Origin of the sequence: Aetokthonos hydrillicola CCALA 1050, assembly GCF_017591665.1 — a bacterium.
GTDB classification, from domain to species: domain Bacteria; phylum Cyanobacteriota; class Cyanobacteriia; order Cyanobacteriales; family Nostocaceae; genus Aetokthonos; species Aetokthonos hydrillicola.
Genome location: NZ_JAAKGC010000014.1, coordinates 83,211 through 99,239, shown reverse-complemented (window position 1 = coordinate 99,239; position 16,029 = coordinate 83,211). Strand labels below are relative to the sequence as shown.

Annotated in this window: 12 protein-coding genes; 9 read left to right on the top strand and 3 right to left on the bottom strand. The window is 38.9% G+C overall.

Annotation, left to right across the window (positions count from 1 at the left end; all coding sequences use genetic code 11):
• Positions 1 to 42: 42 nt before the first annotated feature.
• From G4P69_RS09870 to G4P69_RS09845, 6 genes are all read left to right on the top strand, one after another.
• Positions 43 to 3,135: a zinc ribbon domain-containing protein gene (locus G4P69_RS09870; RefSeq protein WP_208338940.1), complete on the top strand. Its 3,093-nt coding sequence runs from the start codon at positions 43 to 45 to the stop codon at positions 3,133 to 3,135.
• The gene (locus G4P69_RS09865) at positions 3,132 to 4,304 is read left to right on the top strand and encodes a TRAFAC clade GTPase domain-containing protein (protein ID WP_208338941.1); all 1,173 of its coding nucleotides are present in this window, start codon (positions 3,132 to 3,134) and stop codon (positions 4,302 to 4,304) included. The genes G4P69_RS09870 and G4P69_RS09865 overlap by 4 nt, the downstream gene beginning before the upstream one ends.
• A 3-nt stretch (positions 4,305 to 4,307) precedes the next feature.
• Positions 4,308 to 6,872, top strand: a complete 2,565-nt coding sequence (locus G4P69_RS09860; RefSeq protein ID WP_208338942.1) for a GAP1-N2 domain-containing protein — start codon at positions 4,308 to 4,310, stop codon at positions 6,870 to 6,872.
• A gap of 150 nt (positions 6,873 to 7,022) precedes the next feature.
• Positions 7,023 to 8,729, top strand: a complete 1,707-nt coding sequence (locus tag G4P69_RS09855) for a TRAFAC clade GTPase domain-containing protein (RefSeq protein ID WP_208338943.1) — start codon at positions 7,023 to 7,025, stop codon at positions 8,727 to 8,729.
• 2 nt (positions 8,730 to 8,731) lie between these two features.
• A complete protein-coding gene (locus G4P69_RS09850; RefSeq protein ID WP_208338944.1) occupies positions 8,732 to 8,905 on the top strand; it encodes a hypothetical protein in 174 nt (57 codons plus the stop codon).
• Positions 8,906 to 8,975: 70 nt separating this feature from the next.
• Entirely contained in the window at positions 8,976 to 10,043 is a 1,068-nt protein-coding gene (locus G4P69_RS09845) for a beta-N-acetylglucosaminidase domain-containing protein (RefSeq protein ID WP_208338945.1), read from the top strand.
• A 235-nt stretch (positions 10,044 to 10,278) separates the two neighbouring features.
• On the opposite strand, the gene G4P69_RS09840 is transcribed toward G4P69_RS09845, so the two are convergent.
• Complete coding sequence (locus G4P69_RS09840; protein WP_208338946.1) at positions 10,279 to 10,725, bottom strand: putative toxin-antitoxin system toxin component, PIN family; 447 nt, start codon at positions 10,723 to 10,725, stop codon at positions 10,279 to 10,281.
• Positions 10,707 to 10,928 (bottom strand): AbrB/MazE/SpoVT family DNA-binding domain-containing protein, encoded by a 222-nt coding sequence (locus tag G4P69_RS09835; RefSeq protein WP_208338947.1) that lies wholly within the window; start codon positions 10,926 to 10,928, stop codon positions 10,707 to 10,709. Before G4P69_RS09835 ends, G4P69_RS09840 begins: the two co-directional genes overlap by 19 nt.
• Positions 10,929 to 11,266: 338 nt before the next feature.
• Between G4P69_RS09835 and ispG the strand changes: the two genes are divergently transcribed.
• Complete coding sequence (ispG, locus tag G4P69_RS09830; protein WP_208338948.1) at positions 11,267 to 12,493, top strand: (E)-4-hydroxy-3-methylbut-2-enyl-diphosphate synthase; 1,227 nt, start codon at positions 11,267 to 11,269, stop codon at positions 12,491 to 12,493.
• A 154-nt stretch (positions 12,494 to 12,647) separates the two neighbouring features.
• A complete protein-coding gene (ctpC, locus tag G4P69_RS09825; RefSeq protein WP_208338949.1) occupies positions 12,648 to 13,937 on the top strand; it encodes a carboxyl-terminal processing protease CtpC in 1,290 nt (429 codons plus the stop codon).
• Here the strand turns inward: ctpC and G4P69_RS09820 are convergent.
• Complete coding sequence (locus tag G4P69_RS09820; RefSeq protein ID WP_208338950.1) at positions 13,934 to 14,119, bottom strand: DDE transposase family protein; 186 nt, start codon at positions 14,117 to 14,119, stop codon at positions 13,934 to 13,936. The two genes, ctpC and G4P69_RS09820, sit on opposite strands and share 4 nt — an antisense overlap.
• A 356-nt stretch (positions 14,120 to 14,475) precedes the next feature.
• Here G4P69_RS09820 and G4P69_RS09815 point away from each other — a divergent pair, with 356 nt between their 5' ends.
• Positions 14,476 to 15,363 (top strand): DUF3102 domain-containing protein, encoded by an 888-nt coding sequence (locus G4P69_RS09815; protein ID WP_208338951.1) that lies wholly within the window; start codon positions 14,476 to 14,478, stop codon positions 15,361 to 15,363.
• Positions 15,364 to 16,029 lie beyond the last annotated feature (666 nt).

Here is a 16,029-nt window from a genome sequence, read left to right as displayed (position 1 = left end):
CTGTCTAGGTAAATAAGTTCAAAAATCAAAGCGCACTGCTTTATGACCGAAAATTCGCGCCCAAATTTCTTTATTCTACTAGACATTGATCCAACTCAACCTTGGTCTGACTTTTCTTTTCAAGAAAAATTAGATCTTAAGCGAGCAGAATGGACTAAAAAGGCAAAAAATCCTAAAAATAGGCTCAAGTACGAGAGTTATAATCGGTTAGTTCCACAAATCAAAGCTGTGATGGGTGATGTGGAACAGCGCAAGAAAGAAGCGGCAGCAGCAATTCAACAGCAATCCTTAGCTCAGCAAAAATGTCTTGAAGAATTTCAGAATGAGCTGAAGCTGATTGCAGTAAAAGGATATATTACAGATGATGAAGTTAGTTATTTAACGAAACAGTATTCTGATAAAATAACGCCACAAGAAATCAGTAACGAGCTTAGAAAACAAGGTATCCAAATTCAAACAAAGGTTGCTGAAGCTGAAGATTTTCTGGACTTCAGCGAGATGGAGCGGATCAAAGAGAATTTGGAAAAACTTGCTAAGAAGGATTTGTATGATTTTTTAGGCGCGTCAACCTCATCTCGGACTTCGGATTTACGCCTACGAGCAGAACAGATATACAAACAAAATCTAGCTAAAGCTGATAAATCACCTGAAGTGACTGCTAGCTCAGAACTCGCTGGTGATGCAAAAAAGAATTTTAAAGACGAGCCAACGCGATCGCGCTACGACCGATCTCTCGCAAGAGACAAGTTTGAAGTCGTATTAGGTGATAAAGTAAAAAAAATAGTAGATATCAGTTCACAAAAAGTGATTCGAGCGCAACAGTTTCAGCATCTACTAGAAATTGCTCGTTCAGAAAATTTAGATATTGATCAAGCTACGGAGTTTATTCGCGATCGCGCAGTTAAAATGCGAGCAGCTGTTGAATTGTTAGCTCAACCAGAAGTTAAACAGAAGCTACTTTGCACAAATCCTGCTTGTCGAACAGTAAACGATAGCAGCCATAATGCCTGCTCTAACTGTGGTACACCCCTAAAAATAGCATGTCCAAGCTGTGGAAAAGTATCACCAACTGAATATCGAGCTTGTCCAAGCTGCTCATTCCCGATTGGTAATGCCTTTAATGTCCGCAGCTTAATTGCCGATAGTCAACAGGCGATCGCACTCAAAGACTACGATAATGCAGCATCTTCCTTAAAACTAGCAAATCAGGAATGGTCAACAATACCACCTCGCCCGATTAACGATGAGTTGACGACACAAATCAATCAATTACTCCAGCAAGTAGAAAATTATCAGCAGCAAAAGAACTCTCTCCTATCACAACTAAGCCATGCAATAGACGAACACTGCTTTTATCAAGCACGTACTATCTTCCGACAGCTTGAGACAGAGTTTGGAATGTCAGAGTTAAATAGCGATAAACGGTTTGCTATTGCACGAGGCTATCGCCATAAAATTGACGCAGCCATTCGCGAAGCTGAAACAGCACTAGTAAAAGCAAGAGATATAGAAACACGCGGCGGTGATGCGGTTGAACTTTACCAAAATATCCTTTGGAAATGCAAAGACTGTAAACAAGCACTCGTCTCGCTAGCAAAAATACCTCCAGCTTCACCAACAGAACTAACCGCGCAAGTTGGGCATAAAGTTGTTCGTCTGCAATGGAAAAATAGTCCTACCAAAAACGTTCACTACACCATCGTGCGTAAATACGGCTCTGCTCCTATATCAAGCCATGATGGTGAACAGTTAGATACTATTGCTCACACAATTTACCAAGACATAAATCCTACTATTGGTATTCCTATTTACTATGCTGTCTACGCCAATCGCCAAAGCGTACTCTCCACCACAGCAGCTTTATTAAATAAACCCGTACTTATCACAGAAGACGTTGCAAACGTAGTTACACAAATTGCTGATAAACAAATTACCCTGACATGGGAAGTTCCGCAATATGCTAGCGATGTCTTAGTATTCTCTTCAACAGAACATCAACCTAGCCTTAATAATGGTCACAGGGTTCAGGTTATTAATAAATCAAGAATTGTTGAGCAAAATCTACAAAACGGTAAAGTATATTACTATACAATATACACTTTATTCAAAAACGATGAAGATAAACCTGTTTACAGTCAGGGAGTTTCTGTACTGGCGATTCCAGAAGAGCCACCGTCAGTTATTGAAAACCTGCAAATAGAAGCAGAAAGTTCTTCATCACAAAAACAGGTACGGTTATCATGGCAAACTCCGCGTAAAGGAGAAGTCGCTATTTTATTAAGCAACACATTGCCTATTTTCAATAAAAGTAATGCCTTACCACAAAGCAGTATCTCTAACTATGGCAAGCTCTTTTTAACGACTAACAAAAGCAATGAGGTTCTTGTTCCCAAACTAGAAACAGAGATTGTATATTTCACCCCGATCACCTTGTTCAACAACATGGCATATGTTGGAAAAACAGTCGAGTATGTGAACATTGAAGATGTGAGGGATTTACGGTGTCAAAAGCAGCGAGATGAATTGCAATTGCAGTGGAATTGGGGACCTAATTGTCAGCAAGTCATTGTTGCGTATAGCCATAAGAACTTTCCCTCTCCCGAAAGTAGTAGTAATGTGGTTCGTGCAAATCTTACAAAAATTCAATACGACTTGCTTGGCTACTATCCCATAAAAAACTTAGCACCAAGAGATTATTATATAGTTGTATATAGCGTCATCATCAGAAATGGACAAACTATTATTGCGTCTGGCTTGAGTACACACGCACGTTGCCTAGTTAATTTAACCAGCGATATTAATATTCAATATAGCATCAAGCGCAGATGGAAGTTATTTGGTAAAAATAAATTGACCTTAGAGATTAAGGTAGTAGGCAAAGGTGAAATGCCAGAATTACTCCTAGTTTGTAAGCCCCATGGAATCCCCCTGAAGAAAGACGATGGTGATATTATTCTTCGTGTTCCAAAATTAGTGATAACATCAGCAAATGAAACCTTAGGTATTGATTTTGAGGAGCATGATCAATGCTATGGGAAACTTTTTTTGGAAGATGATAGCCTATATAAGTCAAGAGGGGGTTACGTACGGATTGACCATCCCTCCCAGGAGAATATGGAGGCTTTTATCCGATGAAACCTATTTTGTGTCCTTTTTGTTTTAGCAAGTTCAGTACAGCAAATATTTTATTTCGTTGTAATAACACGAGTTGTTCTGACCGTGGTATAGATAAGGTTTATGATAGTTATCAGGGTATATCCTCTGGTTTAATTGGAAAAGTTTTCTCCCCTGAAATCAGCTTTTTTGATAGAACTTTTAATCGCTCTCATCTACCCAAAGAAGCAAATTGTCCAACTTGTAACCGAAAAACAGCTAAGCGTATCTGTCCAATATGTCATTTTGAATTGATGTATGACGCAGGTACTAACCAAGAAGAAATTATTGCTGTCATTGGTGGACGTAGTACGGGAAAAAGCAGTTATATCGCGGTGTTGATTCAACGCTTAAAAAATGAAATAGGCGCAGATTTTAATGCGGCGGTAATGGCTATTGGGGATGCAACACGAAATCGTTACGAAAACGACTTTTTCAAACCTATTTTTAAAGATAGCAAGTTAATTCAAGCGACAAGGAGTGGTGGAGTAGACTCAGTCACAAAAACACCAATGATATTTCGCATTACCATTGACAATCAAGGAAAACGAAAAGCAGTTAACTTGGTGTTATTTGATACTGCTGGAGAAGATATGCGTAGCATAGATTTAATGTCTACTGAAGCGCGTTATATTCTCCATTCAGACGCTATTATTTTTCTGCTTGATCCACTTCAAATTGATGCCGTGAGGCAGCAACTATCAGGAGTGGATATACCGCCGTTAATTCCTGATGCGGCACCGATACCAATTGTGGAACGGTTGTATGAGTTGCATGAAAAGGAATTTGGTATGAAGCCTCAAGAAAAGATTAGCAAACCAATTGCTTTCACGTTAGCGAAAATAGATGTTCTTTTCCCTATTATTGATTCTAGTTCAGTCCTACACTATACCAGCAATCATAAAGGATATTTAAATTTATCAGATGTTCAATCAGTTCATACAGAAATTTCAGCTTATCTTCAAAGCTGGCTGGGTTTAAACTTCAACAACTTGGTAAAAACCCATTTCCAAAAATACAAATATTTTGGAGTCTCATCTTTTGGTAAGTCACCTGCTAATGGTCGAATCAGTGCTATTTCACCGTTGCGAACAGAAGATCCACTACTGTGGATTCTTCAGGAATTGTCTTTGATTAAAGCGAAGAAGTAATCTATGGTTATTCTACAGCAGTATTACACATCCTGGCATAACCAAAAAATTCAAAAAACTGGTTTTCAGGTAAAAGCACAGTCACCAGGAATCACACCAGAAATAGCCGATACATTAACTAAGCTGATCGGATATTCTATTCCGTCACAGTCAGATACATCTACTTTTGCCACTCATCCCATTGCATTTCGTTATTATGTGGATAATAATCTGGCAATTTTGATATCTAGCCAATCGAGTGGTAAAGATGAACTAGGACGGAGTGGGAATTTTTTTGCTCACAGTATTGTTGGTACTCCAGACGAGATTGCATACCCTCTTGCGCCCATTTTTTACTGGAAAAGTCCCTTTTGGATCAATCAAGATGAATCTGATGAGACTATATTACCCTTAATCGAACATTTTCATGCTGAAGTTGTCTTCGATTTTGACTCTGTGTGGTCATTTATTTATGAGAGTAACCGGCGAGAGTGGTTTTATCAGATGATTTGTGCAGTCGTTGACAACCACCAATCACAACGGAGAATCATCATTGTCGATGAAGCCGAATCGGTAGCTTTATGGATTGCTGCTATTAGTACTGTTTTGCCTCCAATCTACTGTCATTTTCTCAGTTTCTCTACATATCATCACGATCCTGGTAGGGTTCCATTTATTATTACAGGTACAACAGCAGACTCTAATTTTCGTTGTACAAGTGATACATACGTTTCTTACTTTATTCTCAATGCTTATGAAGGATGTGTAAGTAAAGCGCCACGCTCTGATTATGCTGACTATATTTCAGCGCGATTGAATCAAGAACAATATGAAGATGAGGTTTTAGATTTTTTCAACTGGGTAGAGCGATTAGACTCACAACCGCAGGTTATTGACAGACAATTAGATAACTATATCAATTTTTATCAAGCAGTTAATAGTCAAGAGGTAGAACTTGAACCTATAAAGTTAGTTGTAGCTATACGCTCTATAATTAATGTTATATCCCAGAAGGTTACAATTGGGCTTGAAGATATAGCTGATATCCGCGCTGCTTGTAGAACTTTAGGCAATACGTTACTAAGAAGACAAGACAAAGAGCTTATTGAAGAATATCAGCGGAGTTTGGAACTACTTAAAAAGTACGACGGAAATTTTGAGGAAACTTTTGAGGTAGTATTTGATATCCTCTCTCTGGTGGTTTTGCAAAAGCGTCGAGAAGAAGCGAATATATTTTCTGCCCTGATAGCGGAGTTTTATCCTGAAAGTTTACGCAATTCAGCTATTAACCAGCCAAACAATATTCAGAAGTACGCAAATCACTTGAGAGATAATGATCTTGCACAAGTCGTTATTTTCTGGGAATTTCTAGGCAAGGATTTGCAGCTGACACAAGAAACTGAGAGATTTTTGCAACCTATTTTTAGTAAAACATTTAGGGCATTACAGCACCAAGCATCTGCTAATGGATTGCAAGTACCAGATCTAGCAGCCAAAGTTATAGCAAATATCAGCGCGGCTGATAGTATTGACGATCGCGCCTTGTTCAGGATTGCGTGTGAGTATAATCCTGTTTTGGAATGGCTGTATTATGCAAAGGTGGAAAAAGTCAGTTTGGTGGAGCGATCGCAACACTATTGGCGATACTGGGAAAATTTTCAGCAAGAAGCGCCAAACCTCTCCAGGTATGAATTACAGCGTGATCTCATCAATAGTACTACTTATCTACAAATTATACAAACACTACGTGATTGGGTTAACAATGTTCACATTGATTCTCGCTCAAAGACTCTTAATGAAGCAATAAATTTTATATTGTCCAAGCAGTTTGAGAATTTATCGACAGTGGATACTCCAACAATAATTCTTCACCTTCTATCAGAAGAATCTTTACTCAAACACTTAGACCAGAGAATATACTACCAGTTTGTTCAGTCTATCCTAGCACAAGCAAAAATTTGTAAGCTCGATAGCTTAACTCTCAAACTATACCAAAAACTTTTGTTAGAGCTACTCCCTGAACAAACATATTCTTACTCTCAATCTATAGATGGATTAAAAATTGATTGGCAAAAACAAAGTATTATTAGAGGAGCGATAGATTTGACTAAAGGTATACTTCAAGCAAAGACTGTCCCAGAACTATGTAAATACTTCAATTCAATTACCCGAGAACAATATAAACAAGACGCCAGTAAATTATGCAAAGAATTTTTTGTAAGTGAAATTGATCCAGATGCTCATTTTAAGCTTATCTGTGGAGTTTACAGCAAAACACACAGAGAAGAGTTTTGGGAAATATATTGGTCAAGTTTCCACTCATACCTTCTAGAGAAAGAGCGGATTAACGATATTGTTCGTATTATGGATTTATGGTTTAATGCGTCGGCAGACTTGGTTAACCATCCTTACGCAGTTCCTGAATTCTTTACAGAATTACCAAGCTTACTTGAAGAAATTCAATCTTCTAAGAATTATAGAAGAATTGAAAGAGAATTTCAATCTCAATTAGCTGCGAAAGATTGGTATCCAGTTATTGAAAAATATTTTCAAAAATCACGAAAAAGGTTTCTAGGTAATTTTTTTTAATAGAAAGAGTCAGGAGTCAGGAGCCAGGAGTCAGAATTCAGAATGAATTCCGTCTTACGAGACAACAAAAGACTTCAAGTCACCATTTGATTGATTCTGAATCCTGAATTCTGACTTCTGAATTCTTTTTTAATATCAAGGACGTTAGAGATGGAAGACGAAATTGGATACTTAATATGTTGGCTAATCGGTGGTATTCTCCTTTTATCTCTAGTTTTTCTCGTTGCCAACCTTTTGATCACTAGCTTTGTTGTTTTAGTGTCAATAGTTGCCTTTGCTGGAGCAGTCACAGGTATTTTTACAGGTATTAGAAACTTTATTACTGTATTTAATACCCTACAGCAAGATGCTAGAGTTAAGCCTAGTAATACCCAGATTAAAAGATTTTTTAGTAGTCTATACGTTGAACAGCCAGCCTATTTGATGTACGCATACGATGCTGGCTGGTTCGTTTTACAAAGCGTTTTATCTGAAGTATGGAATCCAACAGATTCAGAAGCAAGACACTGGTTTTCAAAAGGAAAAGAATCTTTATCCAATGCAAATTATAGCTCAAACCTGCTCAGCAAAATATTTTATTGGGGATTATCTATAGGAACGTTTATAGGAGCGCTCTTTCATTATATAGCAGCTTTCATCATAGTTGCTATTTTTGCATTATTGCAATCTATCTTCCTGATTCTTGGATTTATTATAACCAGTATTGTCATACTTTTTTTAGGAATTGGCACGTTTATTTACAGTCGTTACTACCGTATATATCACCGATGTCCTGACTGTCACTACCAAATGCCTATTCCTGTACACATTTGTCCAAACTGCTCAACAGAACACACAAGATTGTGGCCTAGTGCATATGGGATTTTAGATCACCGTTGTGAGGGTAAGTTGTCTTATAGAACAACTTGTCAAAAAAATTTACCAACGTTGAGCTTTTTAGGTAAAAATAAGCTAGTAAAAAAATGTCCAAATTGTGGGAGAGTACTAGAAAGTTTAGGTGGTACAAATATCCATATTCCGATTGTAGGCGGACCTGCGGTTGGTAAGACACATTATATTGTTACTGCAACAAGAGAACTGATAGAAAAATATGCTCCATCAAATAGATGGCAAGTTACCTTACCAGATACTCTCCATAGCCGTGACTATGAATCATCTACAAGATTAATATCTTCTGGTAAGCGTCTGCCAAAAACTTCTATCGCTGATATTAGTGCGAAAGCTTATAATTTACAGATTAAGCAAAAGCCGGGGCAAGTTGTACCCAAGTTGCTTTACTTATATGACGCTGCAGGAGAATATTATACTACCGATAGTAGTGCTCAGCAACAGGAGTATTTTAAGTATGTTCACGGTATATTGCTGATTATAGATCCATTTTCAATAGAAAATGTTTGCTCTGCTTATAAAGCCCAGCTTGATGAAGACAACAAAGCTGGGGGAATCATCTCCCCAAGTAGAGCAAGCCTCGACACTGTTTATGAAAATATGTTGATGCTGTTTGAGACTAAGCTTAATCTTAAGCGTAATCAGCGGGTGCATACACCTGTTGCTGTTGTTGTCACTAAGTCTGATGCGTTTGATCTAGAGGAAAAAATTGGCGAACCAGCAGCACATAAATATATGGTAGATCATCCCAAAATTCGTCATATAGAGGAGGCAATGGACAAGGTTGTGGAAGAGTTCCTCATTGACTATGGTGCTGGTAATTTTGTTCGTAACCTCCGCAGTCATTTTTCTAGAATCCGATTTTTCTCATGCTCTGCTGTTGGGATAGGGAACAACAGCAAATCAGCTTCCTCTTTTGAAGGTTTACGAGTTCTTGATCCCTTGCTGTGGCTGTTAAGACAGGTTTAGCAATGAACTCGAAAAGTCAATCAACTATCAATACTGCTCGGTTAAGGAAAATTGTAGGTTGGGTAGAGCGACAGCGAAACCCAACAAATGCCGATAAATGTTGGGTTACCCTGCGGGAAGACGAGGCGTCTACGTTCCTCAACCCAACCTACACTAGATTTAAGTTTTTGGCTTAACCGAGCAGTATTGCATTGACACTGAGAGTTTTGAATCGAATAATAATTATGCACGTGAACGAGATTTGAAATGACAAACTTTAAACCGGGAGTAATCGAAGGCTTTTTTGGTAAAACGTGGAGTTGGGAAATGCGCCGCAGTTATGCTCAATTCCTCAAAAATATCGACTACGGTTTTTATATTTATGCCCCTAAAGCAGATAAAAATCTACGTAGAGATTGGCGGCAAAATTGGTCAAATGATGATCTAGAAGAATTAATTCATCTTGCCGATTCTTATCATAACGAAGGACTTAAATGGGGAATCGGCTTTAGTCCCTTTGAAATTTACCTAAATTATAAAAATCAAGATATTCAAGATTTAGAAAAAAAAATTCGTTACTTTAATAGTCTCAATTTAGATATATTAGCAATTTTATTCGATGATATGAGAGGAGATTTTAGTGACATTTCAAAAATTCAAGTTGATATTGTGCATAGAATAGCAGACTTGAGTAACGCTGGGACATTTATTATGTGTCCTACATATTATACAGATGACCCAATTTTAGATAAAGTATTTGGAGAGAGGCCACATAATTATTTACAAACTCTAGGCAAGGAATTAGATCCTAAAATTGATCTTTTTTGGACTGGACCAGAAGTTTGTTCAAAATCTTATCCAGAATCTCACTTAAAAGACATAGGAGAACGGCTTGGTCGTCTTCCTTTTATTTGGGACAACTATCCAGTAAATGATGGAGCTAAGATCAGTTTATATTTGCATCTCAGAGCTTTTGAGAACCGTCCTTATCAAATGTCTGATTTGGTTTCTGGTCATGCAGTCAATCCTATGAACCAAGCTTTCTTATCACAAATTCCTCTGACTACATTAACGATGAGTTATCAGCGTCGGGAATTTTATTCCTCTTCAGATGCTTTTGTCGAAGCAGTCGAGCAATTATGTCCTACAGAACTAGCTCATGCTTTAGTCAAAGATGTATCTCTATTTCAAGATATTGGTCTTGATCAACTTGCTACGGATATTAGGGAGGATTTGATTAAAAAGTATGAAGCTTTTGACAGTCCTTATGCTGATGAGGTTGTGCAGTGGTTGAAGGGAGAGTATGCTTTTTCTCCGGAGTGTTTGACAAGTTAAGTTAAGAGCCGGGAAATAAATTTCCCGGCTCAAAGCCCAAACCCATTAAAATGGGTTAACTCATAAATGATAAATATAAATACTGAATTAACGCCACAAAAGTATCGAAGATTGAACTATAAAACATTCGTTTCCATTCCTCTTATAGAGGAATTTAGCTTTTAGACAGGGATTTATAATTTCTGGCTAATTTAAATGCAGTCACTAATAGTGTTTTGGTTGCTTTAGCGAAACATTAAGGTGAGTCACCATCAATAATATTTAGGAAATCTTCAGCCGTGATAATCGGGCAAGAAAAATTATCTTCTAGGTTGAGTAAATCGCGGTCGCCCGTCACAAGATAGTCTGCCTCACCCGCGACAGCCAGAAGTAAAAAAGGTACATCAAACGGGTCGCGACATTCGGGAATTACAGGTAAGCAATCGGGCATTGCTACAGCTTCACAAAACAGTATGTAATCTGATAGTAAATCTTCCTGCTCAGTTGGTGTCAGCTTAAATTTTGGATAAGCCAGCGCTCGAATTAGCTCGGTTGTTGTCGCTTTAGAAACTAAGGGAGTGAACAGATCATCCTGCCATGCCAAACGAAGCCTCGATATTCTACCTCTAAATACCAGCGCAGAGATCACAGTATTAGTATCAATTACGACTCGTGGACAACCCATCACGACTGGCGAGCCCAAGCGATCGCATCAGCCACATCCTGCTCCGTCAGCCCTAAATCTGCCAGCTTAGCTCGAACTGCATCAGCCCGCTGAATTTTTACGGGAGTCAGAATAATTTGCCCGCTCTCAACCTTGACTTCAAAATACTCAGCCTCCCCGATTTCACGAGTAATACTCTTAGGTAGCGTTAGTTGATTCTTAGAAGTTAACTTGGCGAGCATGACAAGCCTCCTAGTCTTTACTAGAGAATGTAAGGAATCCTTACTTGAGTATTTATATCTTACCTCATTAATTAGCCTTACAGCAGAATGAGTATTTTAGGCATTGTGCAGACAATGAAAGCCAAAACCCGTAACTGTCGTTGAGCTTTTGCCTTTGTTTTTTCTCTCTTCAGATTTAAATATAATCAACAGGTAGCGAGGTTAATTATTCAACCTCTGATACAATCTGTTACTTTTTCTCGAATTCCATCGTCCAAACTAGCACTTCATGTGGCAATCTGAGAAACAGAGCATTTTCAAATCTGATACTCTCGCTACACCAAACTACTGAATGAGTTATGCAAACCTTGCCTAAGCTTACTACTGTCGATACTGCTTCTAGTCAACCCGTCTTCGATACCACAATCAAGCGCATTAAAACACGCCCAGTAAAAGTTGGTAACGTCACTGTTGGGGGTGGTCACCCTATAGTGGTGCAGTCCATGATTAATGAAGATACCCTAGATATAGATGGGTCTGTAGCTGCAATTCGCCGTTTACACGAAATAAACTGTGAAATTGTTCGCGTTACCGTTCCTAGCATGGCTCATGCTAAAGCTTTAGCCGAAATTAAACAAAAATTAATCAAAACTTACCAAGATGTGCCAATTGTTGCCGATGTACATCACAATGGTATGAAAATTGCCCTAGAAGTTGCTAAGCACATAGAGAAAGTACGGATCAATCCAGGCTTATATGTGTTTGAAAAGCCTAACTCCAGCAGAACCGAATACACACAAGCAGAATTTGACGAAATTGGAGAAAAAATCCGCGAAACTCTGGAACCTTTGGTGATTTCTTTACGTGATCAAGGTAAAGCAATGCGGATCGGGGTTAACCACGGTTCTCTAGCTGAAAGGATGTTATTTACCTATGGTGATACTCCAGAAGGTATGGTGCAATCAGCATTAGAATTCATTCGTATTTGTGAATCCCTAGACTTCCGCAACATAGTCATTTCTATGAAAGCTTCTCGCGTTCCAGTGATGGTAGCCGCATACCGTCTCATGGTACAGCGGATGCATGAGAATGGGATGGATTATCCATTACATTTGGGTGTAACGGAAGCAGGTGATGGAGAATACGGACGGATTAAATCTACTGCTGGTATTGCTACATTGTTAGCTGATGGCATTGGTGATACAATTCGCGTTTCACTAACAGAACCACCAGAAAAGGAAATCCCCGTCTGCTACAGCATTTTGCAGGCTCTGGGTTTGCGTAAAACAATGGTGGAGTATGTTGCTTGTCCTTCTTGTGGACGTACTTTGTTTAATCTTGAAGAAGTATTGCACAAAGTTCGAGAAGCTACTAAGCATCTCACAGGGTTAGACATAGCAGTTATGGGGTGTATTGTCAATGGTCCCGGAGAAATGGCTGATGCCGATTACGGCTACGTTGGTAAGACTCCAGGATATATTTCTCTCTATCGTGGGAGAGAAGAAATTAAAAAAGTTCCAGAAGACAAAGGAGTGGAGGAGTTAATTAACTTAATTAAGGCAGATGGACGCTGGGTAGATCCTTAAAATTTTTTATAAGTTTTGTACTAGTAACCATGAAGGTAACCGGATTACAAAGCATTTTTTTGAATTAAAAGAATATGCTCGGTCTGTACACTTTTGTGTGTGTTAGATTGAGCATACTGACTTAACACATTTTCCGTCTGGCGTAGCTTTCATTATGGTGATTACAAGAAATGGGCTTGTTTTGGGTGCTACGGCGGTGACGCTAGCGACGATCGCCGTTTCTATTTTTGGCATTCACTCACAGGGACAAGCCTTATTTAAAGAAAGTCCTAAGGAATTAGTAGATGAAGTTTGGCAAATTATTGACCGCCAATATGTAGACGGTACTTTCAATCATTTAGATTGGCAGGCCGTACGTAAAGAGTATTTAAGCAAATCCTATAACAATAAGCAGGAAGCTTACAAGTCTATCCGAGAGATGCTTAAGAAGCTAGATGATCCCTACACCCGGTTCATGAGTCCAGAGGAATTCAAGAGTCTGCAAGTGGATACCTCTGGCGAACTTACCGGTATTGGGATCCAAATTGGTCTAGACGAGAAAAATGGCAAGAAGCTGACTGTAATTGCACCCATTGAAGATACACCTGCTTTTAAGGCGGGTTTATTGGCTAAAGATGTTATTACCAAAATTAATGGTAAAAATACAGAGGGAATGGATATCAACCAAGCGGTAGCTTTGATCCGAGGTGAAGCAGGAACACAAGTTACCTTGAGCATTGTGCGTAATGGTCAACCAAAAGACTACACAATTACACGCGCAAAAATTGAAATCCATCCAGTGAAGTATTCCCAAGAGCAAACTCCAGCAGGCAATATTGGTTATATTCGCCTGAACCAATTCAGCGCTAATGCTGGGAAAGAAATGCAAACTGCTATCCAAAATTTAGAAAGTAAACAGGTAGCTGGGTATGTTCTGGATTTACGTAATAATCCAGGAGGTTTACTCTTCTCCAGTGTGGAAATTGCCCGCATGTGGATCGATAAGGGTACAATTGTTTCTACTAAGGATCGCCAAGGTGAGGTAGAGCGGGAAGTGGCAAATGGACGTGCTCTGACCAAAAAACCTTTGGTGATACTTGTGGATAAAGGTTCAGCCAGTGCTAGTGAAATCCTGTCGGGTGCTATGCAGGATAATAAACGTGCTGTTCTGGTTGGTTCTCGAACTTTCGGGAAAGGTTTAGTGCAATCTGTACGTCCTCTGGATGATGGTTCAGGAGTGGCAGTAACAATTGCTAAATACTATACCCCACTAAACCGTGATATTAATAAGCATGGTATTGACCCAAATGTCAAGGTGGAACTAACCGATACCCAGCGTCAGAACTTGTGGCTGCGCGATCGCGCAAAACTAGGCACCCAAGCAGATCCACAATTTGCCAAAGCAGTAGAAGTTTTGCGCCAAGAAATTGCTAGTGGTGCTAACACAAGCGTACCAAAAAATTAGATTGGTTGACATTTGCCAGATCTAATTAGCCCAACGCGACGCGCGATCGCTTCCTCCTGGGAAGTAAAAGAACCCCACCGCTCAATAATCTCAGGATCGTCCTCAGCTACTTGCTCGCTGAGGACAATTTCGCAATTACCAGCAGGACGCTTGACAATATGCCATGATTGTGATTTGTTCATATACCTTTTGGGACTAGTAAAACACAAAAAATTCAACACTCGTTTTTTCAGAGTGACAACATCATGAATCTTGGATAAGAATCTGTATTATGTTTAACACGATTCGCTACGAATCGAACTTAAGTTAAACAAAAGGAGGGTGTAAAAACATATATTCGTTTTTTTGTCAATTCGTAAATCTAAATCATTTTATATTAAAAAATAACAATACGTATACTTACAAATAGTAATAAAAGCTACTATTTTTCTACGCAATGTTTCTTAAGCCTTTATTCAAGATTAGGAGACTTTAAATGTGATGGAATAATAACAATATTTGGATCTCAATTGGAAGTTGTTAGAAGGAATAATGCCCTATGGGTTCTAGTAAATTGCTATCTAAGGCCTCAGACTATCAATTCACTCAGCCAATTGTAGACTTTGACTATAAAAACTTCGATACTGAAACCCGAATAGTCATTCAACAAGAGACTAAAGAAATTAAGAGCTTGATGCGTACTACAATTCAGGCAATAGTCGAAATCGGGCAGAAGCTAACTCATGTGAAGACACGCTTAGGTCATGGGAACTTTGGAAATTGGTTAAATGTTGAGTTTGACTGGAGTCTTAAAACTGCCAGTAGATTTATGCAAGTATACGAGAATTTCAAATCTGACAATTTGACAGATTTGAATATCGCTATTTCAGCTTTATACCTGCTAGCCTCTCCTTCGATTGGTGAAGAAGTCAGAAAAGAAGCGCTCAAACGTGCCAGCGCTGGTGAAAATATCACCTACACAAAAGCGAAAACCATTATTGCCGAGTATACCAAAGGGAAGAACAATAAGAAGAATGTTTTATGTGCGGGGTGCGATGCTTTTGAGGTAGATTCTGAGCATGGTTCAAATGAAGTCATTTACAAATTCCAGAATGAAACTTACGAAAAACAAGACGCTCAACTTGAACTTGCTAAACAGCTAGTACATACACAGAAACACCAGCACTCATCTCAAGACTTAGTCTCTAATCGAGATTCTTTTAACAATTCCACCATAAGACCAGTCAGTGCAATATATCAAGCAACTAGCTCTCAGGAGACATTTGATGATCTACTCGATATAGAGACTGGAATAAAAAAACTGACACCAGAGCAATTAACTTTACTCATTACAAACTCTGCAAGCAACGGGTTGAGCTATTGTCAATTAAGCGCAATCATAATTGCCGCTCAACAAGCACTTAATTCCTTAGATAAGTCTGCCTAGAATCACAGTTAGATCTTTAAAATGTGTCCAATATGGACACATTTTAAAGACCTCAGAGACGTTCATTTACCTTGTCATGAGCGGCATCATGGTGAGGTGATTGGCATAGAATTTGACAACTCACAACTTTTCAAACATCCTCTAAAAGAAGAGTTGATATTGCAGAAATGTTCCGTAATTTTAATAAAGACGGTTATAATTTGGAGGACACGAATGTATTTGGAGAACGACTAATATCTCTGATTTTTATCTGACTACACTTTCCTTTAGAAAGAGAGTTTTTTCTGAGTCTAAAAGTTTTAGGGACAGAATCAAAATATTTCCTTAAAACTGTCTTAAATGTCCTTGCATTTGTTGTTAAATTTGTGAAAGTATGTAAAAATCCTAAGTCGTAGCTTTATCAGGTTAAAGCAGTGCCTTAGGAAAAGTACCGCCCTTTAACATTGTCGTTCGCGAAGCGTCTCCCCTTGGGAGACGCCAACATTACTCCCACAAGGGAAGGCTCTTAAGAGTGAACTACTATGCATACAGGTGAATCCAGTGCTGCACGAGGGTTTCCAACGCCACATGCTCCACTTGGGAAGACCCCGAGACGAGCCAGTGCTGCAAGCTGTACACTGAGCTTGTTGAAGTGAGGGCTTCCCTCCGTAGGCAACTGGCGTCCGC

What these genes read in the sequence shown, in the direction of transcription:
- G4P69_RS09850 (WP_208338944.1), top strand. Translation starts at nt 8,732, where the DNA reads ATGAACTCGAAAAGTCAATCAACTATCAATACTGCTCGGTTAAGGAAA.
- G4P69_RS09865 (WP_208338941.1), top strand. Translation starts at nt 3,132, where the DNA reads ATGAAACCTATTTTGTGTCCTTTTTGTTTTAGCAAGTTCAGTACAGCA.
- ispG (WP_208338948.1), top strand. Translation starts at nt 11,267, where the DNA reads ATGCAAACCTTGCCTAAGCTTACTACTGTCGATACTGCTTCTAGTCAA.
- G4P69_RS09870 (WP_208338940.1), top strand. Translation starts at nt 43, where the DNA reads ATGACCGAAAATTCGCGCCCAAATTTCTTTATTCTACTAGACATTGAT.
- G4P69_RS09860 (WP_208338942.1), top strand. Translation starts at nt 4,308, where the DNA reads ATGGTTATTCTACAGCAGTATTACACATCCTGGCATAACCAAAAAATT.
- G4P69_RS09835 (WP_208338947.1), bottom strand. Translation starts at nt 10,928, where the DNA reads ATGCTCGCCAAGTTAACTTCTAAGAATCAACTAACGCTACCTAAGAGT.
- G4P69_RS09820 (WP_208338950.1), bottom strand. Translation starts at nt 14,119, where the DNA reads ATGAACAAATCACAATCATGGCATATTGTCAAGCGTCCTGCTGGTAAT.
- ctpC (WP_208338949.1), top strand. Translation starts at nt 12,648, where the DNA reads ATGGTGATTACAAGAAATGGGCTTGTTTTGGGTGCTACGGCGGTGACG.
- G4P69_RS09855 (WP_208338943.1), top strand. Translation starts at nt 7,023, where the DNA reads ATGGAAGACGAAATTGGATACTTAATATGTTGGCTAATCGGTGGTATT.
- G4P69_RS09815 (WP_208338951.1), top strand. Translation starts at nt 14,476, where the DNA reads ATGGGTTCTAGTAAATTGCTATCTAAGGCCTCAGACTATCAATTCACT.
- G4P69_RS09845 (WP_208338945.1), top strand. Translation starts at nt 8,976, where the DNA reads ATGACAAACTTTAAACCGGGAGTAATCGAAGGCTTTTTTGGTAAAACG.